The 24,217-nt window shown below is 69.0% G+C and carries 16 protein-coding genes, 1 tRNA gene and 1 pseudogene; 11 read left to right on the forward strand and 7 right to left on the reverse strand.

Annotated features, from left to right (window positions below):
* The first annotated feature begins 952 nt into the window (after positions 1 to 952).
* From OHA30_RS25260 to OHA30_RS25270, 3 genes are all read left to right on the forward strand, one after another.
* Positions 953 to 8,839, forward strand: coding sequence for a DNRLRE domain-containing protein (locus tag OHA30_RS25260; protein ID WP_328916165.1), 7,887 nt, complete (start codon positions 953 to 955; stop codon positions 8,837 to 8,839).
* Positions 8,840 to 8,935: 96 nt separating this feature from the next.
* Positions 8,936 to 9,232, forward strand: a complete 297-nt coding sequence (locus OHA30_RS25265; protein WP_328916166.1) for a hypothetical protein — start codon at positions 8,936 to 8,938, stop codon at positions 9,230 to 9,232.
* A gap of 231 nt (positions 9,233 to 9,463) precedes the next feature.
* Positions 9,464 to 9,937: an Imm21 family immunity protein gene (locus OHA30_RS25270; RefSeq protein WP_328916167.1), complete on the forward strand. Its 474-nt coding sequence runs from the start codon at positions 9,464 to 9,466 to the stop codon at positions 9,935 to 9,937.
* Positions 9,938 to 10,383: 446 nt separating this feature from the next.
* Here OHA30_RS25270 and OHA30_RS25275 read toward each other — a convergent pair whose 3' ends face one another.
* From OHA30_RS25275 to OHA30_RS25290, 4 genes are all read right to left on the reverse strand, one after another.
* The gene (locus OHA30_RS25275) at positions 10,384 to 10,548 is read right to left on the reverse strand and encodes a hypothetical protein (RefSeq protein WP_328916168.1); all 165 of its coding nucleotides are present in this window, start codon (positions 10,546 to 10,548) and stop codon (positions 10,384 to 10,386) included.
* A 209-nt stretch (positions 10,549 to 10,757) separates the two neighbouring features.
* Positions 10,758 to 10,991, reverse strand: coding sequence for a hypothetical protein (locus OHA30_RS34075; protein WP_405785293.1), 234 nt, complete (start codon positions 10,989 to 10,991; stop codon positions 10,758 to 10,760).
* A 748-nt stretch (positions 10,992 to 11,739) separates the two neighbouring features.
* Entirely contained in the window at positions 11,740 to 12,876 is a 1,137-nt protein-coding gene (locus OHA30_RS25285) for a HoxN/HupN/NixA family nickel/cobalt transporter (RefSeq protein WP_405785291.1), read from the reverse strand.
* Positions 12,877 to 13,151: 275 nt separating this feature from the next.
* Entirely contained in the window at positions 13,152 to 14,108 is a 957-nt protein-coding gene (locus tag OHA30_RS25290; RefSeq protein WP_328916169.1) for a DUF5996 family protein, read from the reverse strand.
* Positions 14,109 to 14,355: 247 nt separating this feature from the next.
* Here OHA30_RS25290 and OHA30_RS25295 point away from each other — a divergent pair, with 247 nt between their 5' ends.
* Positions 14,356 to 14,715 carry a UBP-type zinc finger domain-containing protein gene (locus OHA30_RS25295; RefSeq protein ID WP_328916170.1) on the forward strand — a complete coding sequence of 120 codons (360 nt, stop codon included), beginning with the start codon at positions 14,356 to 14,358 and terminating at the stop codon, positions 14,713 to 14,715.
* A gap of 199 nt (positions 14,716 to 14,914) precedes the next feature.
* Here OHA30_RS25295 and OHA30_RS25300 read toward each other — a convergent pair whose 3' ends face one another.
* The 3 genes from OHA30_RS25300 to OHA30_RS25310 all read right to left on the reverse strand — a co-directional run bounded on the left by OHA30_RS25300 (position 14,915) and on the right by OHA30_RS25310 (position 16,233).
* Complete coding sequence (locus tag OHA30_RS25300) at positions 14,915 to 15,469, reverse strand: nucleotidyl transferase AbiEii/AbiGii toxin family protein (RefSeq protein ID WP_328917990.1); 555 nt, start codon at positions 15,467 to 15,469, stop codon at positions 14,915 to 14,917.
* Between the two features lie 110 nt (positions 15,470 to 15,579).
* Entirely contained in the window at positions 15,580 to 15,906 is a 327-nt protein-coding gene (locus OHA30_RS25305; RefSeq protein WP_328916171.1) for a hypothetical protein, read from the reverse strand.
* Between the two features lie 255 nt (positions 15,907 to 16,161).
* Positions 16,162 to 16,233, reverse strand: a tRNA-Arg gene (locus OHA30_RS25310).
* A gap of 368 nt (positions 16,234 to 16,601) precedes the next feature.
* Here OHA30_RS25310 and OHA30_RS25315 point away from each other — a divergent pair.
* From OHA30_RS25315 to thrB, 7 genes and pseudogenes are all read left to right on the forward strand, one after another.
* Positions 16,602 to 17,054 (forward strand): response regulator, encoded by a 453-nt coding sequence (locus OHA30_RS25315; RefSeq protein ID WP_328916172.1) that lies wholly within the window; start codon positions 16,602 to 16,604, stop codon positions 17,052 to 17,054.
* A 401-nt stretch (positions 17,055 to 17,455) separates the two neighbouring features.
* Positions 17,456 to 17,599, forward strand: a pseudogene (locus tag OHA30_RS34080) (ArgS-related anticodon-binding protein NrtL); the annotation flags it as partial.
* Between the two features lie 520 nt (positions 17,600 to 18,119).
* On the forward strand, positions 18,120 to 18,488 hold the full coding sequence (locus tag OHA30_RS34085; protein WP_443045114.1) for a DALR anticodon-binding domain-containing protein: 369 nt from the start codon (positions 18,120 to 18,122) through the stop codon (positions 18,486 to 18,488).
* A gap of 103 nt (positions 18,489 to 18,591) precedes the next feature.
* Positions 18,592 to 19,983 (forward strand): diaminopimelate decarboxylase, encoded by a 1,392-nt coding sequence (gene lysA, locus OHA30_RS25325; protein WP_328916173.1) that lies wholly within the window; start codon positions 18,592 to 18,594, stop codon positions 19,981 to 19,983.
* A gap of 276 nt (positions 19,984 to 20,259) precedes the next feature.
* Positions 20,260 to 21,552: a homoserine dehydrogenase gene (locus OHA30_RS25330; RefSeq protein ID WP_328916174.1), complete on the forward strand. Its 1,293-nt coding sequence runs from the start codon at positions 20,260 to 20,262 to the stop codon at positions 21,550 to 21,552.
* Positions 21,553 to 21,560: 8 nt separating this feature from the next.
* Complete coding sequence (gene thrC / locus OHA30_RS25335; protein ID WP_328916175.1) at positions 21,561 to 22,661, forward strand: threonine synthase; 1,101 nt, start codon at positions 21,561 to 21,563, stop codon at positions 22,659 to 22,661.
* 361 nt (positions 22,662 to 23,022) lie between these two features.
* Positions 23,023 to 23,946, forward strand: a complete 924-nt coding sequence (gene thrB / locus OHA30_RS25340) for a homoserine kinase (protein ID WP_328916176.1) — start codon at positions 23,023 to 23,025, stop codon at positions 23,944 to 23,946.
* The last annotated feature ends 271 nt before the right edge of the window (positions 23,947 to 24,217 follow it).

Here is a 24,217-nt window from a genome sequence, read left to right on the forward strand (position 1 = left end):
CCCTGTGGGCACACCGTAGGGTCGGTGTCATGGCGAGCGGCGGTCAAGGGGCAACGCCGCGCTTGCCGGGCGCCGGGTGATCGTGCGGATTGCCGCTGATCCGGGGGCGCTGCGCGAGATGGAGCGGGCCGTGCGGGCGGCCCGGTGGCCGACCGAGGAGACCATCCCGGCGAACCGCCTCCTCACGGGAATCGGGCGGCAGCCCTCGTCGCGGGCGGGCGGGTCGTGACGTTCTGGGAGAGCGTCCAGGACGCGGAGGAGTACGCGACACTCCCGGAGTTGGCGGACCTGCCGAAGCGATTGCACTGGTGGGAGGAGCCGGAGTCGCTGGGGTGCCGTACTCCGATCCGGTGGCCAAGATGCGGGCATCCCTGCACGGCCTTGGAGTTGGGGTGAGGTCGGAGAACGCGGCGTTTCCGGCGGACCGTGCCGCCGCCTTGGAGCAAGGAGTACAGCCGCCTCGACTTCGTGCTTCCGTTCGGCCTGATCCACGGCGACGCGAACCTCGGCAATGTCCTGCGGGACCGCGCCGGCCGCGCTGTGCTGATGGACCCGCGGCTCCGGCGCCGTGCGCACCCGAAGTGGCCGGTCCTGCCTGAGAGCGTGCCGGGATCGTCCTGGCGCCGTGCCCGCCCACCCGCCAGGACTCGCTCATCCCGGACAACGGCCCCGACCGCAAGTGGGGTCAGGGGTTCCGTGAATTCCTGGCGAACTTCTGGCGGCTGATCCGGCAGGTATCTCAAAGTCGAACAATTAATGCCCAATCCGAGCCGACAGTTGGTGTGATTGCACGCTTCTGATGAGCTATCACACCCTCTGAGTGATCTTCACGGGCACGAGCGAGGTGCGGCGGGGCTCATGACATGACGGGGCGTCGTGTAAGCGCTGTATAAACCCTGCTCGTCGGCCGAGGTGTGCCTGTCTTTCGGCGGCGCGAGCGGAGGGGTTGCGCGTGATAGCGAGTTGGGGAGGGGCGTCGGGCCTGCCGGGTGCGCCGCGGGCACGGCGGCTGCGCCGGATAGCCGGGGTCGTGGTGCTGGCGCTCGCGCTGGAGACCGTGACGGTGGCCGGGGATTCGGGGCTGGGCTTCGCCGCTCGGGCTCAGGGCGCTGCTGTCGCGCCCGCGTCGGATCCGGCTCCTGGAGCGGCGTCGGGGCCGGCCGAGGCTGCTGATGTGGCGTCGGCGATGCTGGCGGCCCGGCTTCAGGGGCGCCGGGTCGAGGCGTTGTCGGAGCGGACCGCCGACTCGACCACCTACGTGAACGCCGACGGGACGCTGACGACGGAGGCTTTCGCCGGACCGGTCCGCGTCCAGTTGGACGACGGCGTGTGGCGGGATGTCGATACCACGCTTACGGACTCCGGTGATGACCTGCAGCCCGTGGCGACGGTTGCGGATGTGGCGTTCTCCAACGGCGGGGACCGGCGCCTGGCCGCGGTGGAGCACGGTGGCCGCATGTTCGGGATGGACTGGCCGACGGCGCTGCCCGAGCCGGTGGTGGACGGCAGCACGGCTGCCTACGCCTTGGGCGGCGGCGCGACGCTGAATGTGACGGCTCTGCCGCAGGGCTTCGAGCAGACGATCGTGCTGGACAGGGCTCCGGCGAGCCCGCCGTCCTACCGGATTCCGATGCGGCTCGAGGGCTTGGAGCTGTCGAAGGGCGCCGCTGGGCATCTGCTGCTGAAGGACCCGAAGGGGACGCTGGTGGCGGAGGCCGCGGCCCCGCATCTGTGGGACTCCTCCCTCAACCCCGCCTCGGGCGAGTCCGCCCATCAAGGCGAGGTCACCACCTCGATCGAGCGGGCCGCCGACGGCGGCACGACCCTGGTCCTCACACCGGCCCCGGAGTTCTTCGCCCAGGACCTGACCTACCCGGTGACGGTGGATCCGACTTCCACTCTGGCGGTGACCACCGACACCTGGGTGCAGAAGCCGGACTACCCGGACTCGCAGCAGGGTTCGCAGGAGCTGAAGTCGGGCAGCTACGACGGCGGTTCGCACGTGGCGGAGTCGTACCTGAAGTTCGACGTGGCCAAGTTCAAGGGCACCCACGTCCTCAAGGCGACGATGTCGCTGTACTCGTACTATTCCTCCTCCTGTTCCACCTCGGGTGCGACCACCGACGCCAGCCGGATCACGTCCAGTTGGGATTCCGCCAAGATCACATGGGGCAGCCGGCCCAGCGTCACGGCCGTCAACTCCTCCACCAATACCGGCCGCTGGGGATACAACGACTCCTGCCCGCCGAACTGGTCCAACTGGGGCATGGCCAAGCTGGTCCAGGACTGGGCGGACGGCGCGACCAACTACGGTCTGCGGGTCGCCAGTTCCAATGAGAAGGACGTCACCGCCTGGCGGCGATTCCGCTCGGCGAACTACACCACCAGCGGCTACGCGCCGAAGCTGGTGGTGGACTACAACTCCAGGCCGGGTACGCCGACGCCGCTGGGTCCGCTGGACGGGGCGTTCACGAACGCGGTCAAGCCGACGTTCAGCGCCAAGTCGGTGGACCCGGACGGCAACACCGTCCAGTTGACCTTCGAGGTCTGGAAGTCCAACGGCACGTCCGCGCTTGCGTCCGGGACGTCGCCGTTCGTGGCCTCGGGTGCGACCGCCTCCTGGGCGGCGACGACGGCCCTGGCCGAGGGCGCCTACAAGTGGCGTGCGCGGGCGTCGGACGGCACGGACTCCTCCGATGCATGGTCGGCGTGGCAGAACTTCACGGTCGACACGACCCGGCCGGGTGCGCCGTTCGTGACGTCCGCGGACTATCCGGCGGACGGGGTGTGGCACGGGGGCGCCGGCCAGGCGGGCCGGTTCTCCTTCACCCCGGCATCCGGCACCACGGACCTGGGAGGGTTCGTGTACTCGCTGGACGGGGCCGCTCCGGTGACCGTGGCGGCCACCGGCGCCACCACGGTGTCGATCACGCCTTCGGCTGACGGCCACCGCACGCTGAGCGTGCAGGCGAAGGACAAGGCCGGCAACGTCTCGGCCGCGACCGTGTACGCGTTCCAGGTGGGCCGGGCCGCGCTGGTCTCGCCGCAGGAGGGCGCGTCGAGCGCCCGCCGGGTCAAGCTCCAGGTGGACGCGCAGCCGCAGTACACGCGGGTGGCGTTCGAGTACCGGCGTGGCCAGGGCGCGAGTGAGTACAAGATTCCGCCGGCGCATCTGGCGAAGGCCGACAACACCGCGGTGACCGATGCCAAGGCGCGGCTGTCGGATCTGGGCACGTTTGCGAACTGGTCGGTGTTGGAGACCCTCGGCCAGGTCGGCGGTATCGTGCAGGTCCGCGCGGTCCTGTACACGAACAACGATGCCGACCCGTCGTACGCCACCGGGTGGCGGACGTTCACGGCCGACCCGAACGCCGACGGCGCGGCCGCCGACGAGATGGGTCCGGGTTCGGTCAATCTGCTGACCGGCGACTACTCGGTGGGTGTGTCGGACGCGGACGAGTACGGCCTGTCCAGCAGCCGCACGGCCTCCTCACGGGGGACTGACCGCGGCTGGCAGGAGCAGGGTGAGCGGCTGACCGCCAATCAACAGCAGATCTCCACCGACGCCGGCGGCTTCGCCGACTACTCGGTGACCTCGACCCGCGACACCACCCGCGGGCAGGACGGATCCACCGACTCGCTGAAGGTCGTCCCCGCGGCCACCGGCAGCAACAACAACACCTTCGTGCGGCTGGACAGCAACCCGACCAGCTGCGCGACGACCTACTGCCAGGGCATGAAGCCCGGTCACACCTACCGGGTCAGTGCGTGGGCGTATGTTTCGGCGGCCACCGGCCTGAGCCCGGACGATGCCCGGGGCCTGCGGATCGTGGCGATCACCGGCACGTCGGCTTCGCTGAGCGAGACCCGCTCGCGTGCGGTGCCGTACACCGATGCGTGGGCCGAGCTCACGGTCGACTTCACCGTGCGCGCCGATGCCGAGGTCGCCTATATCCGCCTGTACAACGGGTTCGCGACCGGTTCGGGCAAGGCGGTCTACTTCGACCACCTGTCGCTGCGCGAGCTCGTGGCGCCGTTCGGCAAGGAGTGGGCCGGTGGTGCCGAGGGCGGGCCGACGGACAACGACTGGGTGTCGCTGTCCTTCCCCGGCAAGGACGTCGCGGTGCTGCGGGCCGATGACGACACCATCCTGTCTTTCGCCAAGGCCGGCAACACCTTCACCCCCGAGCCGGGCGCCGAGGGCCTGACGCTGTCGCTGAAGACGGACAAGTCGCCGAACTACTACGCGCTGTCGGACACCGACGGCACGCTCACCACGTTCCGGCAGCAGCCCGGTACGGACCTGTACATGGTGGACACCGTCTCGGGCACGGACGCCGACTCCACCGTCCAGTACACCTACGACGTCACGGACGGGCGGAGCCTGGTCAGGCGGGTGATCGGCCAGGTCGAGGCGGGGGTGGACACCGCCGGGCAGTGCAAGGGCGCGACCCCGGCGCGCGGCTGCGAGGTGCTGGAGTACCTCTACGCCACCGCCACCACCGCCACGAGCGGCTCCCCGGGTGATGTCACCGACCGGGTCAAGGCCGTGCGGGTGTGGTCGTGGGATCCGGACGCGAAGGCGGAGACGGCGGTGGAGGTCGCCTCCTACCGCTACGACACCGCGGGCCGGCTGGTGGAGGTGTGGGATCCGCGCAAGGCGGACTCCTCCGATGCCACCGCCCCGCTGAAGACCGCCTACACCTACGACTCCGCAGGGCGTCTGACGAAGGTCGACTCCGCGGGTGAGCTGCCGTGGTCCTTCGACTACGGCAGGGCCGGGGCCGACCAGGACCCCGGCCGCCTGCTGAGGGTCCGCCGACCGGCCCTGGTGCCCGGCACCAGGGACCAGGTCAGCGGGGAGACCGCGGCCACGGTGGTGTACGAGGTGCCGCTGACCCGTAAGGAGGGCGGCCCGTACGACCTGGACGGCGCCGCCACCCGCACCTGGGCGCAGACCGATACGCCCACCGACGCCACCGCCGTCTTCGACGTCGAGGACGACCCGGGCACCAGCACCGCCACCGCCGCGAAGCCCGGCGCGGACGGCTACCAGCCGGCCACGGTCCACTACCTGAACGCCTCCGGCCAGGAGGTCAACGCCGCCACCTGGTCGCCGACCGGTTCGGGGGACATTTCCACCGCCGAATACGACCAGTTCGGCAACATCGTCCGCACCCTGGACGCGGCGGACCGCCTGCTCGCCCTGGGCGCAGGGCCGGACGCCGCGGCGCACGCGGCGGAGTTGGAGCTGCCGGACGATTCGGCCGCGCGGGCTGCGCTGCTGGACTCCCGCACCCTCTACAGCCGCGACGGCCAGGACGTGCTGGAGGAGTTCGGCCCGTCCTTCCGCGCAGACCTGGCCGAGGCGGTTCCCGGCCAGTCCACCCCGGCCAAGGTCACTGTCGAGGGCGAGAACCTCATCCAGCTCGGCTCGACCGCGCCGATCCGGGTCCAGTCCAACTGCTGCGGCGTCATCTGGTCCAACAACGCCCAGGTCCACATGCAGAACACGAAGGCCGGTGACAACGCGACCTTCCGGGTCAGCGTGCCGGAGGAGGGCGACTACCGGCTGACCTCCACCCTGACCAAGGCCAGCGACTACGGCATCATCCAGCTGTCCCTCGACGGACAGCTCGTGGGCGGGACCTTCGACGGCTACAATCCCGCCGTCGCCACCGCCGCGTTCAACCCCGGCACGCCGGTCAGCCTGCAGCGCGGCGACCACGAACTGACCGTTACCGTGGTCGGCAGGAACCCCGCCGCGGTCTCCCCCGGGGCCGGGGCCGGCATCGATGTCCTGACGCTGACCAAGACCACTCTCAACCCGGCACTCCCGGCTGCCGCGTCGGTCGTCGTCCGCGACCACACCGTCCACGTCTACGACGAGGGCAAGCCCGACGGCGCCGCCTACCATCTGGAGACCACCGCCACCGAGGGCGCCCGCATCGACGGCTACCCGGCCGATGTGGAGGTGCGGGTCACCAAGACCGGCTACGCCACGCCGATCGGTGGTACCTCGGGCTGGGTGCTGCGCACGGCCACATCGGTGACCAGTGACGCGGGTCCCGGTGGGCAGAGTCTGACGGCGACGCTGAAGTACGACAACGCCGGGCGGGTGGTGGAGTCCCGCAGGCCGGGCTCGAACGGTGCGGACACCGGCACGGTCAGGACCGTCTTCTACACCGCCGGCGGCAACAGCGATGACGCCGTGTGCGGCAACCGTCCCGAGTGGGCCGGGAATCCGTGTGTGACGCTGCCCGGCGGCCCGGTCACGGGGGCGGATGCGGCGCGGATGCCGACCACCCTGCCGGTCAAGCGGATCACCCGGTACTCGCGGCACGGTGATGTAGAGGAGACGACCGAGACCAACGCGGGCAAGACCCGCAAGACGGTCACCGTCTTCGACGCGGCCGACCGGGTGGTTTCCACCCAGATCACCTCCGACCAGGGCCAGCCGCTGCCGCAGGTGACCACCGAGTACGACCCGGCCACCGGTAACGCGGTCAAGACCATGGCCGGCGGGAAGACCGTCAGCCGGGTCTTCGACGCCCTGGACCGCCTGCTGTCCTACACCGACTCCGACGGCGGCACCACCACCACCGAGTTCGACACGTACAGCAAGCCGGTCAAGGTCAGCGACAACACCGGCTCCACCACCTACGCCTACGACCGTGCCGTCGAGCCGCGTGGTTTCGTCACCTCGGTCACCGACAGCGTCGCCGGCACCTTCACCACCCGCTACGGGCCCGGCGGCGAGCTCGCCGAGCTGACCTACCCCGGCGGGATCAGGCGGACCGACACCTTCAACGCGGCCGGCGCCACCACAGACCGCACCTACACCCGGGTCAGCGATCAGGCGGTCCTGTTCGGTGAGCACCTGGACCTGACCACCCAGGGCGCCATCGCCTCCGACACCTCCCCCGTCTCCGCGAAGGAGTTCACCTACGACCGGCTCGGCCGCCTCACCAAGGCCCGGCAGACCACGACCGCGGAAGGCTGCGTCACCCGCGGCTACGCCTACGACGAGACCGGCCGCTCGGTCGCCGGGCGGATGAACCGCACCACCAAGACCACGATCCCCGCCGCCGAGGACGGCACCTGCGCCACCACCGCCGACGCGGTCGTGGAGAAGCACTCCTACGACAGCGCCGACCGGCTGCTGGACCCCGGTTACACCTACGACGCGTTCGGCCGCACCACCGTCACCGGCACCGGCTCGGCCAACACCTACTGGGCGAACGACCTGGTCGCCTCCCAGACCGCCGGCGACAACCGCCAGTCCTGGACCCTCGACCCGGTCCACCGCTTCACCGCCTTCACCACCGAGGCCAAGCAGGCCGACGGGACATGGGCGAACGCGACCAGCAAGCTCAACCACTACGGCGACGACTCCGACGAGCCGCGCTGGATCATCGAGGACACCACCCAGGGCACGCTGACCCGCAACGTCACCGGCCCCGACGGCGACCTCGCCGCCACCACCTCCGCCACCGGCGACACCCAGCTCCAGCTCACCGACCTGCACGGCGACGTCGTCATCACCACCGACCCCGACGTCGAAGAACCGAAGGTCCTCACCTTCGACGAGTTCGGCATCCCCACCGCCGACCAGGACACCACCCGGTACGGATGGCTCGGCGGAAAACAGCGCTCCGCCGAAGCCCTCGACGGCGTCATCCTCATGGGCGTCCGCCTCTACAGCCCCGCCCTGGGCCGGTTCCTCCAGACCGATCCCGTCGCCGGCGGCAACGCCAACCCCTACGACTACTGCACCGGCGACCCCGTCAACTGCACCGACCTCGACGGCAACTGGGGCTTCCACTTCAAGAAGGTCTTCGCCCGCGTCGCCAAGGTCGCCGAATACGCCTCCTACATCCCCGGCCCCATCGGCAACGCCGCCTCCGCCGTCTCCGCTATCTCCTACGCCGCCACCGGCAACTGGCGCAAAGCCGCCGAAATGAGCGCCGGCATCGCCCTCGGCGCCGCAGGAAAAACCGCCGTCAAAGCGTTCAAGACCGTCAACACCGTCCGCAAAGCCAGCCGCGTCCAACGCGTAGCATCCCGCGCCAGAACCGCCACCCGGCGCAGCGGCTGCAACTCCTTCGTTCCCGACACGCCCGTCCTCATGGCCGACGGCAGTTACCTGGCCATCGCGGAGATCCAGGTTGGTGACTACGTCGCTGCCACTGATCCCGAAACAGGAGAGACCTACGCCGAACCGGTCCTGGATGTGATCGTCGGTTACGGAGCGAAGGAGCTTGTCGACATTTACATTGCTGCTGGCTCCTCATCTTTGGAGGCAACTGCAAATCACCCCATGTGGGTCGTCGGCAAGGGCTGGGTGAAGGCCGTCAACCTGAAATCAGGTGACGCCCTCGTGTCTCCTGACAGGAGCACACGTAGGGTCACCTCGCTGGTCAATCGTGGAGTACTGCCCGACCAATTGGTCTTCAACCTCAACGTCGGAAATACGCATACGTACACGGTCTCCGGTAGCTCAATCGATGTGATCACGCATAATTCCTCGTGTGGTCATGGGCGATACTACGGTCCTGGAAAGAAATTCACCAAGAGGAGTAAGAAAATCATCCTCACGGAGAACGCCAAAAAATATGGCATCGCCAGGTGTGAGTACTGCGGAGTTCCACTGAAGCCTTCCAAGAAGTCTATGAGGGGCGCGACTAACCCGCCTCGAAATGAATATCAGGCAGACCACATGAAGGTGAAGAGCCAAGGTGGGACCAACTGTCCTGTGTGTAATGGAATGGCGCTCTGTAGGGCATGCAATAGGACGTGGTCTGACCGGCTTAAAACGTGGCTGAGGGGTCGCAGATAAAGGCGGAAACACTCGGGTGTGCGATCGGCGGGATGATCGCACACCCGAGTGCTATACTGCTTTTCCCGAATGTTCGAAGTTTGATGGAAAGAATTGATGAAATTTCCCTGGAGCAAGAAGATCGCCCTGGTGCCGCGCTCCGTTTTCAACGGAGATGAGATCATCTCCGTTATGATGGACTACGACGGCGATTGGGTGTGCTACACGGCCAAGGAGGTGCTGATTGATGAGGTTGCGGTCGTGCATCGCAAGCACCTCGTCGAGTTGGACGAATCCCTGAGGTTGCTTCCTGAAATCCCTCCTGGTCACATTGCTCGAAGGGATCGCCGAGGTGGGGACTGGCATATTGATCCGCCCGAGATGACGCGTGAGGAATGGGAAGCGAGCGGATGACCGGGGAATCACCCCCATGGGCGTCCGATCGGGTTTCGATGCTACTTCCGCACTGCCGGAAGTGCTCGAATCTCCAACGCGATGCGATGCGAGATTGGGCTCGAAAGAGAGACCGAGGATAGGCGGCGCGGGCGCCGACCCACGTGGTGCCCGACGGGTATCTGTCGGACACCACGCCTCACGTACAGTTGGAGGAAAGCGCTTCTGCTCAGGGATGAGGGTTGAGAATCAATGCGCTGGCTGGATACAGACTTCGGACGTTATGTTCTGTGCCCTGCCGCTGCTGTCCGCAACTGGCAGGGCACAGAGGTGGATGCGATAATCTCGCAAGAAATCGCTTCCGTCTTGGTCCCAGGGGTTGGGCATGTGATCTCCCTCGGCGGCGAACCCATGCCCGTGGCTTATTTTCCAGAATCTGGGACAATAGTCAGATGGTATTTTGGAGAAAGCGACGAAGATGTCGTCGAAGCCGTGAGATTGGCATTGCTTAGGGAAGATTGGGTCGCAGGCGCCAAGATCCGAGTTGCTGGCGAGATGACTCTCTTCGACTCGGCGTCAAGAGGGTATGATATTTCTCCGCATGAATGTCTCCAAGTTCATCTGGAGGATGGGGATTACGAGGTTCTGTCAGTCGAAACTGATTACGAAGAAACAACTTCTCTTCGGCTTGACCGACTGGTCCGGGCGCATCTACCCAAATGCTAGTTGATTGGTGGAGGTGGGTCGATGAGCGTTGATATCTGTTTCTGGAAGTGCGGTTCGGGGTCGCCGCAGGAGCTCTACGAGAGCGCTGCTGATGGAGAGATCGGCCAGTTTGAGTCGAGTGTAACGGTAGTCGATTTTCGCGAGTGCTTGATCTCGAGATGGCCTGAGATTGAAGACTCGATGGAGCCTCCGAGTTTCGATCCAGATCTTGAAGAGCAAGAGGACCTTTCTTGTGCCGTCGCGCACCTCCTCCCGAACAAAGAAGGCATACCGGGCAGCAGAGACTGTCTACCGTCGGACATCAAAGGCTGTCCGCCATCGTGTAAAGGCCGCGCTCCCGCCCTGTAACTCTTTCGCGCCGAACATCCCCGTGTTGATGGCGGATGGAACCTATCTGCCCATATCCGCTATTCAAGTCGGTGGCTACGTCACTGCCGTCGATACATCTAACGGACGGTCCGTTCTATCTTCCGGCTGACGATGATGTCGTGTATGTATCGCCCGGCGTTATGGCTGGAAATTTCATCGCCAGTATCTGCCTGGATGAAGACGGTGACTTTCAGGTCTTCGCGGAAGGGGATGACGGAGACAGTGACCCAGCGTTGGTTCACTACGGCCACCTTGCTGCCGGGCAGGCTTCTCTCGCGGAGCTTCCGCGCCTTCCGTTAAACCACTGGGCCATTTGGGAGCCCGAGGTAGAACACTGGCGTGTGGTACCTGATTGAGCGGCTAAGCCACGAATAGGGTTCCGGCAAATATGGGAAGTGTTGCCGATTCCTTTTTCTGAAACTCACGGTCCGCCGACGGAGTCGGGGGGCCGTCACGAAATCAGGTGGACCGCGCCACCGACGCCCTCGCCACCTCCGTCGACCGCGCCGCCCCGTGAGACCAGGCCGTCCGCTCCGGCCGCCTGGCCACCGCCCGCCTCGCCGGCAAGGACCTCGACGGCGCACTCGACGCAGCGAACCACGGGCTCGTACTTCCCGAAGGCAACGTCCAGTCCGTACGAGCCGTCGACCGGCTCAGGAAGTTCGAGGGCTACCTCAAACCCCACTACTCCGAACCGGCCGTCGCCGAATTCCGCGACCGCCTCAGGGCCCTGCCTGCCATGACGGCGTAGATACCGAGCCTTCAGGCGACAGGGTCTGGGCTACCTGCGGCGCAAGAGGCCGCTTGACCGGAGCTGGTTACCGGGTCAGGCGGCCTTCTGTTGAGGGCGGTCAGACGTTGAAGCGGAACGAATGCCGGCTCGACCCGACCCGCGGCGGAGCACCGCACAAGCCTCTGAACAGGAATTTCCTTGTTGGCGAGCGATTGCACGCGACGGTCGCCGTCAGATGTCCTGCGGACTACCTGCGGACCGGCACACGGCAACCACAGAGGCCGGTTCGTCTCTCGGCCCGATGCCACGGAGACACAGCCAGGACAACCCTCGATGGTGATGACAAAGTGGTGGCGAGCTCACTCTCGAGACCGCGACGACACACCGCGGTTCGTGTGGACGCCCTGCCCGGCAAGCCGCCGAGCAGGGCGTCCACCCATGTCAGAGCCGCACGGCGACGCGCCGACGTCTACCCGGGCATGAACTTCACACTGCCTGCGCGGGGGCGGTGAATGTCCCGGGGCTCCCGTTGCTCAGGTGAAGCCGGCGACGAAGCCGCCGTGCGCGGGGCCGGGGGTGTCCGTACGTGCGCGCCCGGCCGATGGGTCACCCCCAGCCGCGGGAAGCGCATGACGAACGGGTCGTCCGTACGGCGGGAACCGTACGGACGACCCGTGTGATCGCTGGACGAGGTCGGGCCTCAGTCGGCCGGCTGTCCTGCGGTGCTCAGCCCGGCCGACCACTTCTCCTCGATGTTGCCGAACTTCCACACCGCCAGCGCGGTGGCCCAGGTGAGGAAGAACAGACCGACGATGACGTAGCCGATGATGTTGAGGTCGAGGCCGCCGACCCAGTCCCAGAAGGCGCCGTGCAGCTCGGCCTTCTCCCCGATGAGGCCGAGGAGTTCGACGGTGCCGATGATCAGGGCGACGGCCACCGACAGGCCGGTGATGGTGAGGTTGTAGTAGACCTTGCGGACGGGCTTGGAGAAGGCCCACTCGTAGGCGAAGTTCATGAACGAGCCGTCGATGGTGTCCAGCAGGCACATCCCGGCGGCGAAGAGGACCGGCAGGCACAGGATCGCGTACCAGGGCAGCCCGGAGGCGGCGCCGGAGCCGGCCAGGACCAGCAGGGCGATCTCGGTGGCGGTGTCGAAGCCCAGGCCGAAGAGCAGGCCGATCGGGTACATCTGCCAGGGGCTGGTGACGGACTTCATCAGCCGACCGAGCAACCGGTTCATGAAGCCGCGGTTGTTGAGCTGCTCCTCCAGCGCGGCCTCGTCGAAGTGGCCCTGGCGCATGCGGCGGAAGACCTTCCAGATCCCGGCCAGGATCAGCAGGTTCACGAAGGCGATGACGTACAGGAACGTGCCCGAGACGGTGGTGCCGATCCAGCCGGTGACGCTGTGGAGCGCGGAGTCGTCGTTCTCCACCGGGTTCGCCAGGGACTTGATGCCGAGCGAGAGCAGGAGCGCCAGGGCGAAGACGATGCTGGAGTGACCGAGCGAGAACCAGAAGCCCACCGACAGCGGGCGCTTGCCCTCGCCCATCAGCTTGCGCGTGGTGTTGTCGATCGCCGCGATGTGGTCGGCGTCGAAGGCGTGCCGCATACCGAGCGTGTACGCGGTGACGCCGATGCCGATGCCGAAGGTCTTGGTGCCGAGGCTGTAGTGCTGCGGGGCGACGATCGCCACCAGCGTGAACCAGCCGATGACATGCAGCGCCACGATGAACGCGGCCATGCCGCCGAGCCGGGTCCACTCGGCTCTGGTCATCGCGCCGGATATTCGGCGCCAGCGAGAACCGTTGGCGGGCCGGGCGGGTGCGGTGGTGGTCATGCGTTCGTCCTTCGTGGTCGTGGCCGGGGCAAGCTAGACGCGCACTCCTACTTATTGCAAGCCAATGGCAATAAGGGGTGTACGTCTCATCCCCGTGCTGTGAACAGGAGGAACGGAACAGTGAAACCGCCCACGACCACTACTCGCGCCGGTCACCGGGAGGCGCTGAAGGAACGTGGCGCGCGCCGCATTGGCGCACGCCTGGCCGACGGCATCGGACCGGCGGTCGCGAAGGCGTTCGTGGGTAACGGTGAACCGAAACGGCGAGGCGAAACTCAGTGGTGCTGGGCCCGAACGAGCTCCGGCCGTGTCCTGCTCATGTACCAACCGTCGACGCGGGGCCCGATGAGGTCGGACGGCCAGCCTGCCAGCTCGACAGCGGCGTCGTAGACGGCGTCACCGAACGTCACGATGGCCTGGCGCGGGTCGGTGGTCTCCCCGAGTTTGTCCCACGGCAGAAGAACCAGACCGGCATCGGCATTCCAGACCGCGCCGTCGACACCCCAGGACCAGCCGTCGAGGCCGTCCGGCTGAGGCCAGATGTAGGCGTACATACCGGCGCTGGGCGCCGTGGCAGCCCCGAAGGAGAACCCCACCGCCACGTACTCCTTGAGCTGGGCGTTCCGCATGAACGTCGGACGATCGGGCGGCGGCGGCTCGGTGGGCTGCCCCCGGTGCCGCGTGGCGGACAGGTCGAAGCCGCCCCACATCACACCGACCCGGGGGCGGTGCCCGAGGAAGGGCGCCTGCCACGTTTCGAGTCCGTCGGCGGCGAGGTTCAACGCCTCCCACATCAGCTGGGCCGCGCCGTGATCCCAGGTGCGTTCGACGCGATCGTCCTCGAAAGTCGGCTCGCAATCCGGAATCTCGCAGATCAGCGAGGTACGCGGCCGGTGTATGCCCAGCTCGGCCGCCGCGTCGCGGAACGCCGTATAGAACGTGGCGACTGATCCCTTTGCCAAGGGCACCATCCGCGAGCCCGTGTCGGCCTCGATGACCACGTCGCCGTCGAGCAGGCGGCAGTGCACCGTGAAGGTCACTCCTCGCTGCCGAAACGTCGGTGTCCTGAGCCCGCGGGGGGTGACGTCGAGGACGACGTTCCCCCAGCCGACTTCGAAGGGCTCGTCGAGGGTGTACTTGCCTGCGACCTGTACCACCCGGTTGACGTATCCGACCATGGACGCCAGGTCCTCGTAGACCAGCGTCGGCCATCCACTGCGACGTTCGCTCACGGAGAGCCTCCCAGTGCGTCGATGGGGTCAGGCAGGCGGGGACGCCACGTCACCGTGGGTCGCAGGGGCTCGGACACCGCGGCGCGATCCCAGAGCCATTTTCGCACGCACGTCACGGCCCCGCCGGGTGGGAATGCCGGGCGGCCACCCGCGCCATACGCTCGGTATATGTCCGATTTCCATCTCCGAAGACGCGTCAGCCGAGGACTTCCCGCCTGAACCGCGTCTCACGAAAGAGGCATCCCTCATGGCACACCAGCAGATCCCGGGTCTGGATCCGACCGCAACGCCCAGCGGGAGCGGGTGCGTGGACTGCTTGGCGGGGGACGGGCCGGGGTGGTGGTTCCACCTGCGGCGCTGCGCCGCCTGCGGGCACATCGGATGCTGCGACTCCTCGCCCGGGCAGCATGGCACGAAACACGCGCGCGAGGCCGGACACCCTCTGCTGACCAGCTTCGAACCGGGCGAGGACTGGTTCTGGAACATCGAGACGAATCAGTACTACGAGGGGCCGGAGCTGGCCCCGCCCACCGCGCACCCGGCCTCGCAGTCCACTCCGGGCCCCCGAGACAAGGTCCCTGGGGACTGGGAGCGGCAGCTCCACTGACCGCGCTCGATCGTCGGACTCCCCGGTCCGGGGAGCCAAATCCGCCGGACCGGGTCCGACGCCAGAAGCGCCGCACCGGACCGTACTTTCCCGAGTGCCCGCCGCGCCACGCGTAGAGCGGGCGACGCGGGCCACCGACGACTCCGGCAACGACGCGCTGGGCGGGTCCTTTTGCTTGTCGTGTGACGGCGGCAGCCTGTCAGTTTTGCGGGGCTTCGAGTTCCAGTTCGTCGGCCCAGGACTCGATCGCGGAACGCAGGCGGGTGACGGCTTCGGCGTCGAGGTCGTACTTCATGTAGTCCTCGTCGTCCCAGCGTCTTGAGGCGCGGAGGGCTTGGGCGAACATGGGGCGGTCGAAGCCCGGGTCTCGTTCCTCGGCCAGGCGTAGGAGGTCGTCGGCCGAGTAACGTCCGCTGGTGAGGGCGGCGTGGACATCGACGTAGTCGCGGGCTTCCGCGCGGGAGTAGAGGGCGGAGACCTTGTTGGCGACGGCGTCGTCGGGGTGTAGGACGGGGCCGATTCCCATCATGACGGGCGGCTCAGCACGCCAGTCGTAGCCCATCTCCACCTTTGTCTGCCGACCGTCTTCATCGGTGACCAGAAGGCGCGCGAAGGAGTCTCCAGATCGCATCACCTCGACCGTCAGTCCGTCGGACGTGTAGGCGTCCCGTACTGCGTTCACCGCAGCGTCGAATCTTTGCGGATCACCCTGATCGGTGAAGAGATCGACGTCGTCGGAGACACGGTCGAGGATGCCGTGGGCCTGTACTGCGTATCCGCCGGCGAGGACAAAGCCGTCCTCGGCCGGTAGCCGCCAGGGCGAGTCGGGTCAGAGGGACGTGGAGGTGGTCCATGCGGATCACACTATGCGGCGGCAGCGGACCTCATCTGGGGGAATCTCTCCTGCCACAGCGATTTCGCGCGTACGGGCAGCCACAGCGAGGGCCACAGGTGCAGCAGCAATCCTGCGTCAAGAAACCGCCGCAGTTCAGAGATGTCCATGGACTCGCGGATCACTGTCTCGTAGAGGCGACGCCGGTCCTTGTCGACAGAGAGGTCGTAGCGGCGTTGCTGGGACCAGTCGAGGCTTGTGGGCAGGTCTACGATCCCGTCGGTCCGCCCGGTCAGTTCGCTGAGCGACTCCGGAACGGTGTACGGGCGGATGTCCGCGTAGCGTGCCCCTACCTGCATACAGGCAGTATGCCCCGCGTGGCCGGGGAGACGCGACTGTGCCGAGGCAGTCCCGGTGGCGTGAGGGTCCCCGCCGCTGTGGCCCGGCTGTCGTCTTTCCGCGCCATGAATACGCCACAGACTGCGGAAAATCACCCTCGGCGAAGCATTCTGCGAACCACGCGCATCTGAAACGACCTGGGTGGCCGTGCGACATGAAAAAAATAAAAGCCCGTCAGACTTGTGTTTCCACAAGTCAACGGGCTTTTCCGGAAGTGCCCCCGGCAGGATTCGAACCTGCGCACACGGCTCCGGAGGCCGTTGCTCTATCCCCTGAGCTACGGGGGCGACGGGAAGAACACTACCAGCTTGGGGAGGGTGGGCCGCACAGGGTTTGGGGTGGGGCGAGGGGTGCCAAGAGGGGGCCACGCCGGGGGTGCTCGGTGCGCGGGCGTCGCTTTCGCCGGCGGCGCCACCACGCGGCGGCAGCCGACGCGGCACCCCCCGGGTGGGCGCTCCCGGATGAGGGCGCGGCACCCCCAAGGTGGGTGGTACGGCGGCGGTGGGGGGAGGGGTGGGTCCCACCATTACCCACCCGCCAGGCAGGGGTGGGTTCAAGCGTTGCTCCCCTGCGGGGCGGGGTGGGTTCACCCGTCGCGGGGAAGAAATGGGCAAAACGCGGACGCATCGCGAGGGGCGCGCCTACGATTTCTGGTGTGGCGGGCGCGTCCGGCCGGGTACTTGTTGTCGATGACAACAAGGTGATCCGGCAACTGATCAGGGTCAACCTTGAGCTGGAGGGCTTCGAGGTCGTGACCGCGGCTGATGGTGCCGAGTGCCTGGAGATCGTGCACAGCGTACGGCCCGATGTCGTCACCCTCGACGTGGCCATGCCCCGGCTCGACGGCGTACGGACCGCCGCGCGGCTGCGGGCCGACGCGCGCACCCGGGAGGTGGGGATCGTGATGGTCACGGCCGGGTCGTTGCCCGAGGGTACGGGCGGGCCCTGCGGGATCGACGCCTTCGTCGCCAAGCCCTTCGAGCCCGCGCTGCTGGTCGAGACGGTACGTCGGCTGCTCGGCCGCGAGCCCCTGGCGCCGCCCGCCGGGCCCACCGAGCAACCGCCCGAGCAGCCCCGCGGCCAGGCCGCCACCGCCCCCGGGCCGTAGGCCCGCTCCTACCGCATTCCGTCCCCGTCGGTGCCCACGCGACCCGCGCCTTGCATACGCCGCGCCCCTAACCGGTTCGCGCCCGCGCGCCCCCCGCGCCCGCGCGCCTCAGCGCCTGACCTCGGCCCGCTCCCCGCGCGCCCGCGCACACCCCACCCACCCGCGTCCGTCCGCACCCGCGCGCTCGCGCGGGTGAGTCACGCGCGAACCCCTCCGCCGCGCGTCGCCCGGCGCGCGACCCCCGCCGCCCCCGCGACCCGTACGCGCCCCCCGTCCCACCCCGCAAACCCACTGGCCACCCCACCCCCCGCCTCGCCTACCCTTTCCCCGTGACCCCCGCCGAGCTGTCCCGGACCGTCCTTGCGACGGTGCGCCGTGCCGTCGCCGCGGGCGAGTTCGCCGTGGCGGTACCCGAGCGGATCGTCGTACAACGGCCCCCGCGCCCCGGCTGCGGGGACTACGCGACCAACGTGGCCCTCCAGCTCGCCGGGCCGGCCGGGCGGACACCGTACGAGGTCGCGGAGATCCTCGGGCGGCGGCTCAGCCGGGAGCCGGGCATCGCCCAGGTCGAGATCGCGGGCGCCGGCTTCCTCAACATCACGCTCAGCGCGTCGGCGTACGGGGACGTGGTCCGCCAGGTACGCGCCCAGCCGGACGAGTACGGTCACGGCGACGGCCTCGCCGACGAGGCCGTGACCATGACAACCCCGCCCGTCGCCCCCGGCACCGCCCCCGCCGCCCCGAGCACCCCGCCCGCCGCCCCCCCGGGCCAGGACCCGGCACCGGGCCCGACCTCGCCCCCCAGCCGCGCCCCCCTCGTCGCCGACGTCGTCAACCGCCTCCTCCGCGCCACCGGCGCCCGCCCCGGCCCCCCGGAGACCGTCACCGTCGCCGAGCCCGCGCCCGAGCCCGCGCCACCCCCACCACCCGCGCTCCCCCCCCAAACGGCACCACCCCCTCCCGCCCGACGAGACCCACTGGGCCCTGCTCCGCCCCCCGGCCGAGGACACCCCCCGCCTCACCCCCGACCTCCTCGTCCAGCGCGAGTGCAACCCCCTCTTCCGCGTGCGCTACGCCCACTCCCGCACCCGCGCCCTGCTGCGCAACGCCCACGACCTGGGCGTCGAGATCGAGGCGCCGGCCCAGGACCCGTACCGCCACCCCGCCGAGACCGAACTCCTCGGCCTGCTCGCCGACTACCCCCGCGTCATCGAGACCGCCGCCCGCCGCCGCGCCCCCGACCGGGTCGCCCGGCATCTGGAACGGCTGGCCGACGCGTTCTTCCGGTTCCACGACGAGTGCGACCCGCTGCCCAAGGGGGACGAGAAACCCTCGGCCGTCCACGCCGCCCGTATCCGCCTCGCCGACGCGACGGGCATCGTGCTCGCCGACGGCCTGCGCATGCTCGGCATCAGCGCCCCCGACCACATGTGACCGCACCCACCCGCCCGCGCCCACCCGCCCGCGCAAACGCCGCCGCGCCGGCCCGGCGCCCCCGCCCGCAAGTGAACCCGCAAGTGACCCAAGAGAGACCCACGTGAGCCGTTCCGCACACCCCGCAGGCCCCCGCCACGCCGACGTCCTGCCCGAAGGGCACTACGCGGGCCCGCCCGCCGACCTCAACGCCCTCGAACCGCGCGTCTGGTCCCGTACCGTCACCCGCAACGCCGACGGCGCCGTCGAGGTCGGCGGCCTCGACGTCCGCGCGCTCGCCGAGGAGTACGGGACGCCCGCCTTCTTCCTCGACGAGGCCGACTTCCGGGCCCGCTGCCGCGCCTGGAAGGCCGCCTTCGGCCAGGACGCGGACGTCTTCTACGCGGGGAAGGCGTTCCTGTCCCGCGCGGTCGTGCGCTGGCTGCACGAGGAGGGCCTCAACCTCGACGTGTGCTCGGGCACCGAGCTGGCCGTGGCGCTCGACGCGGGCATGCCCGCCGACCGGATCGCGATGCACGGCAACAACAAGACCGTCGCGGAGCTGGAGCGCGCGGTGACCGCGGGCGTCGGCCGGATCGTGCTCGACTCGTTCCAGGAGATCGTCCGGGTCGCCGCCATCGCGCAGCGCCACGGTGTGCGGCAGCGGGTGCAGATCCGGGTGACGGTCGGCGTCGAGGCGCACACCCACGAGTTCATCGCGACCGCGCACGAGGACCAGAAGTTCGGCATCCAGCTCGCCGACGGGCAGGCCGCGGAGGCGGTCCGCCGGGTGCTGGGGCTCGACAGCCTCGAACTCGTCGGCATCCACAGCCACATCGGCTCGCAGATCTTCGACATGGCGGGCTTCGAGGTCGCCGCCCGCCGGGTGGTCTCGCTGCTGGCCGACGTCCGTGACGAACACGGCCTCGAACTGCCCGAGATCGACCTCGGCGGCGGCCTCGGCATCGCCTACACCCCCGACGACGACCCGCGCGAGCCCCAGGAGATCGCCAAGGCGCTCGGCGACATCGTCACCCGTGAGTGCGAGGCGGCCCGGCTGGGCGTGCCGCGGCTGTCGGTCGAGCCCGGCCGCGCGATCGTCGGCCCGACCGCCTTCACGCTGTACGAGGTCGGCACGGTCAAGCCGCTCGACGGTCTGCGCACGTATGTGAGCGTCGACGGCGGCATGTCCGACAACATCCGTACCGCGCTCTACGACGCCGAGTACAGCGTCACGCTCGCCTCCCGCAGGAGCGACGCCGAGCCGATGCTCAGCCGGGTGGTCGGCAAGCACTGCGAGAGCGGGGACATCGTGGTCAAGGACGCGTTCCTGCCCGCCGACCTGGCCCCCGGCGACCTGCTCGCGGTGCCCGCCACCGGCGCGTACTGCCGTGCCATGGCGAGCAACTACAACCACGCGCTGCGTCCGCCGGTGGTATCGGTCGCCGACAGTCAGGCTCGGGTGATCGTCCGCCGCGAGACGGAAGAAGATCTTCTGCGACTGGACGTCGGCTGACACGAAACAGCGCGGAATCAGCGGGCGGACGGCAAATCCCACCGTCCGCCCGGCCGGTCTCGCAATCCGGACAGGGCGTGGCTTCTCCCGTCCGGTGCGTGAGACTGGTTGTCTCCACGAGGTGCGCGAGGCCGCCGCAGGAACCGCGCGATCCGGAGGGAACCGCGGGGGAGCGCCCGGCAGCGCGCCGATCGCACGACAAGAGCCGCACGACAAGACCGCACGACAAGAGCCGTACGACACAAGCTGTACGGGCTGCACGAGAGACGAGGTCGGATGATGCGTACGCGTCCGCTGAAAGTGGCGCTGCTGGGGTGCGGTGTGGTCGGCTCCGAGGTCACGCGCATCATCACGACGCAGGCGGACGACCTCGCCGCGCGCATCGGCGCCCCGGTCGAACTGGTCGGGATCGCGGTCCGCCGCCCCAACCGGGTGCGCGAGGGCGTCCCCGCCGAGCTGCTCACCACGGACGCGACCGCCCTGGTCAAACGCGGCGACCTCGATGTCGTCATCGAGGTCATCGGCGGTATCGAGCCGGTCCGCACTCTGATCACCACCGCCTTCGAGCACGGCGCCTCGGTCGTCTCCGCGAACAAGGCGCTGCTGGCCGCCGACGGAGCCAATCTGCACGCCCGGGCCGTCGAGCACGGGGTCGACCTCTACTACGAGGCCGCCGTCGCCGGCGCGATCCCGCTGATCAGGCCGCTGCGCGAGTCGCTGGCCGGCGACAAGGTCAACCGGGTGCTTGGCATCGTGAACGGCACCACGAACTTCATCCTCGACAAGATGGACTCCACCGGCGCCGGCTACAGCGAGGCGCTGGACGAGGCCACCGCCCTCGGTTACGCCGAGGCCGACCCGACCGCCGACGTGGAGGGCTTCGACGCCGCCGCGAAGGCCGCGATCCTGGCCGGGATCGCCTTCCACACCCGGGTCACCATCGACGACGTGCACCGCGAGGGCCTCACCGAGGTCACCGCCGCGGACATCGCCTCCGCGCGGAAGATGGGCTGTACGGTCAAGATGCTCGCCATCTGCGAGCGCAGCGCCGACGGCCGCTCGGTGACGGCCCGGGTGCACCCCGCGATGATCCCGCTCAGCCACCCGCTGGCCTCCGTGCGCGAGGCGTACAACGCCGTCTTCGTCGAGGCGGAGGCAGCCGGGCGGCTGATGTTCTACGGTCCCGGCGCGGGCGGCGCACCCACCGCCTCCGCCGTTCTCGGCGACCTGGTGGCCGCCTGCCGCAACAAACTGGCGGAGACCACCGGAGCCGGCGAGTCCGCGTACACGCAACTGCCGGTGAGCCCGATGGGCGATGTGGTCACCCGTTACCACATCAGCCTCGATGTGGCGGACAAACCGGGCGTCCTGGCACAGGTCGCCACGGTGTTCGCCGAGCACGACGTGTCGATCGACACGGTGCGGCAGACGGGCAAGGGCGGCGAGGCCTCGCTCGTCGTCGTCACCCACCGCGCGCCGGACGCCGCCCTCTCGGCGACCGTGTCCAGCCTGCGGAAACTCGACACCGTACGAGGCGTCGCCAGCATCATGCGTGTGGAAGGGGAGTAGGACCCGCTATGACCATGAACAACGGAACGATCGACCAGTCCCGAATGTCCGGCACCCACCAGTGGCGCGGCATCATCGAGGAGTACCGCGGCCGGCTGCCGGTCACCGCGGACACCCCGGTGGTCTCGCTGCTGGAGGGTGGCACCCCGCTGGTCCCGGCCCAGCTGCTGTCCGAGCGGACCGGCTGCGATGTGTACCTCAAGGTCGAAGGGGCCAACCCGACCGGCTCCTTCAAGGACCGCGGGATGACCATGGCCATCTCCCGGGCCAAGGAGGAGGGCGCCCAGGCCGTCATCTGCGCCTCCACCGGCAACACCTCGGCCTCGGCCGCGGCCTACGCGGTGCGCGCGGGCATGGTCTGCGCGGTGCTCGTGCCGCAGGGCAAGATCGCGCTCGGCAAGATGGGCCAGGCGCTCGTCCACGGCAGCCGCATCCTCCAGGTCGACGGCAACTTCGACGACTGCCTCGACCTCGCCCGCGCGCTGAGCGAGAAGTACCCGGTGGCGCTGGTCAATTCGGTCAACCCGGTACGGATCGAGGGCCAGAAGACGGCCGCGTTCGAGATCGTGGACGCGCTCGGCGACGCCCCCGACATCCATGTCCTGCCGGTCGGCAACGCGGGCAACATCACCGCGTACTGGAAGGGCTACCGGGAGTACGCCGCCGACGGCGTGTCCGGGCGGCTGCCGCGGATGTGGGGCTTCCAGGCGGCCGGTTCCGCGCCGATCGTCAACGGCGCGCCGGTACGGCAGCCGCAGACGATCGCCACCGCGATCCGGATCGGCAACCCCGCGTCGTGGCAGTTCGCGGAGGAGGCGCGGGACGAGTCCGGCGGGCTCATCGAGGCCGTGACGGACCGCCAGATCCTGTCCGCCTACCGGCTGCTGGCCGCACGCGAGGGCGTCTTCGTCGAGCCCGCCTCGGCGGCTTCGGTGGCCGGGCTGATCAAGCTGGCGGAGGAGGGCCGGGTCGACCCCGGCCAGCGGATCGTCTGCACGGTGACCGGCAACGGGCTCAAGGACCCCGACTGGGCCGTCGCCGGCGCCCCCCAGCCCACCACGGTCCCGGTCGACGCGGACGCCGCCGCGACGCACCTCGGCCTGGCGTAATCCAGCCGGTCGGGACATCCCAGCCCGTCCCGTCAGGAAGACCCGGCCGGGCACAACCGAGCCTGTCCGGCCTTTGAGGACAACCACGCCCGGCGGGGCACAAAATCAGGCCCCGCCGGCGTCTCAGGCGAAGACATGAGCCGAGTGGGGCGCACGCGCCGTGGGCGACACGCATCACGCGCGGTCCGTGCGCCCTATGTCGCGGGAGAACCTTCCTTCGATAGTCTGACCTCAGCGGCGCGCCCTCGCGCCCGATCCGGTGGTCGCCATTGGCACCGCCTTCCCCCGCCCGCCCCGCCGCCCGGCAACGGAGCCGCCTGGCTGCCCGCAGGGCAACCCGCACAAGGAGAATCGTCGAACGATGGCCGGTCCCGCGTTCCGCGCTGCCGCTGTACGAGTGCGCGTCCCCGCGACCAGCGCCAATCTGGGCCCCGGCTTCGACGCCTTCGGCCTGGCCTTGGGGCTGTACGACGACGTGGTGGTCCGCGTCGCCGACTCCGGTCTGCACGTCGACATCGCGGGCGAGGGCGCGGACAGTCTCGACCGGGACGAGAAACACCTGGTCGTACGGTCGCTGCGGACCGCGTTCGACCTGCTCGGCGGCCAGCCGAGGGGCCTTGAGGTGGTGTGCGCCAACCGTATTCCGCACGGCCGCGGCCTCGGCTCCTCCTCGGCCGCCATATGCGCGGGCATCATCGCCGCCCGCGCGGTGACCATAGGCGGCCCCGGTGTCCTCGGCGACACCGCGCTGCTGGAGCTGGCCACCGAGATAGAGGGCCATCCCGACAATGTCGCCGCCTGTCTGCTCGGCGGGTTCACCCTCGCCTGGACCGAGGGCGGCTCGGCCCGCGCGATCCGGATGGACCCCGCCCCCTCGCTGGTGCCGGTGGTCTTCGTGCCGGCCACCCCGGTGCTCACCGCCACCGCCCGGGGCCTGCTGCCGCGTACCGTCCCCCATGTGGACGCCGCGGCCAACGCGGGCCGGGCCGCGCTGCTCATGGAGGCGCTCACCAGGCGTCCCGAGCTGCTGCTGACCGCCACCGAGGACCGGCTGCACCAGGAGTACCGGGCGCCCGCCATGCCCGAGACGCTGGCGCTGGTCAACCGTCTGCGCGCGGAAGGCGTCCCTGCTGTCGTATCGGGTGCCGGTCCGACCGTGCTGGCCCTGACCGACGAGGGCGCGGCCGACAAGGTCTCCCGGATCGCGGGCGAGGGATGGGCGGCGACCCGCCTGGAACTCGACGTGGCCGGGGCGAGTGTGCTGCCCCTCGCAGGCGGGCAGTGACACGATTGCCGGTCGAAGAGAGGGGGAATATTCGTTGGGTCCGGTAGTGTTAACCTCAAGCCAGCATTCGCCGCCCAATGGGCGCGATGAGCTGTGTCCCCGCCGTGGGACCGCGTTTCTTCCGGGAGCCTCCCACACCGCATAGGCCGCCTGCCTGAGGAGTCAGACAGCCTGCCCGCGCAGTGTCGAGCACGCTCCGGAGTCGGTACGAGTTCTCTCCCGTGCCGAGTGCACGTATGTATTTCTGCCGCCATCAGGCGGACCACCGCCC

Source organism: Streptomyces sp. NBC_00223 (assembly GCF_036199905.1).
GTDB lineage: Bacteria > Actinomycetota > Actinomycetes > Streptomycetales > Streptomycetaceae > Actinacidiphila.

Bases quoted from the DNA above. Each gene is read 5' to 3' on its own strand.
- OHA30_RS25270 (WP_328916167.1), top strand. From the start codon at position 9,464: ATGCGCTGGCTGGATACAGACTTCGGACGTTATGTTCTGTGCCCTGCC.
- OHA30_RS25330 (WP_328916174.1), top strand. From the start codon at position 20,260: ATGATGCGTACGCGTCCGCTGAAAGTGGCGCTGCTGGGGTGCGGTGTG.
- OHA30_RS25285 (WP_405785291.1), bottom strand. From the start codon at position 12,876: ATGACCACCACCGCACCCGCCCGGCCCGCCAACGGTTCTCGCTGGCGC.
- OHA30_RS25295 (WP_328916170.1), top strand. From the start codon at position 14,356: ATGGCACACCAGCAGATCCCGGGTCTGGATCCGACCGCAACGCCCAGC.
- thrC (WP_328916175.1), top strand. From the start codon at position 21,561: ATGACCATGAACAACGGAACGATCGACCAGTCCCGAATGTCCGGCACC.
- OHA30_RS25305 (WP_328916171.1), bottom strand. From the start codon at position 15,906: ATGCAGGTAGGGGCACGCTACGCGGACATCCGCCCGTACACCGTTCCG.
- OHA30_RS25265 (WP_328916166.1), top strand. From the start codon at position 8,936: ATGAAATTTCCCTGGAGCAAGAAGATCGCCCTGGTGCCGCGCTCCGTT.
- thrB (WP_328916176.1), top strand. From the start codon at position 23,023: ATGGCCGGTCCCGCGTTCCGCGCTGCCGCTGTACGAGTGCGCGTCCCC.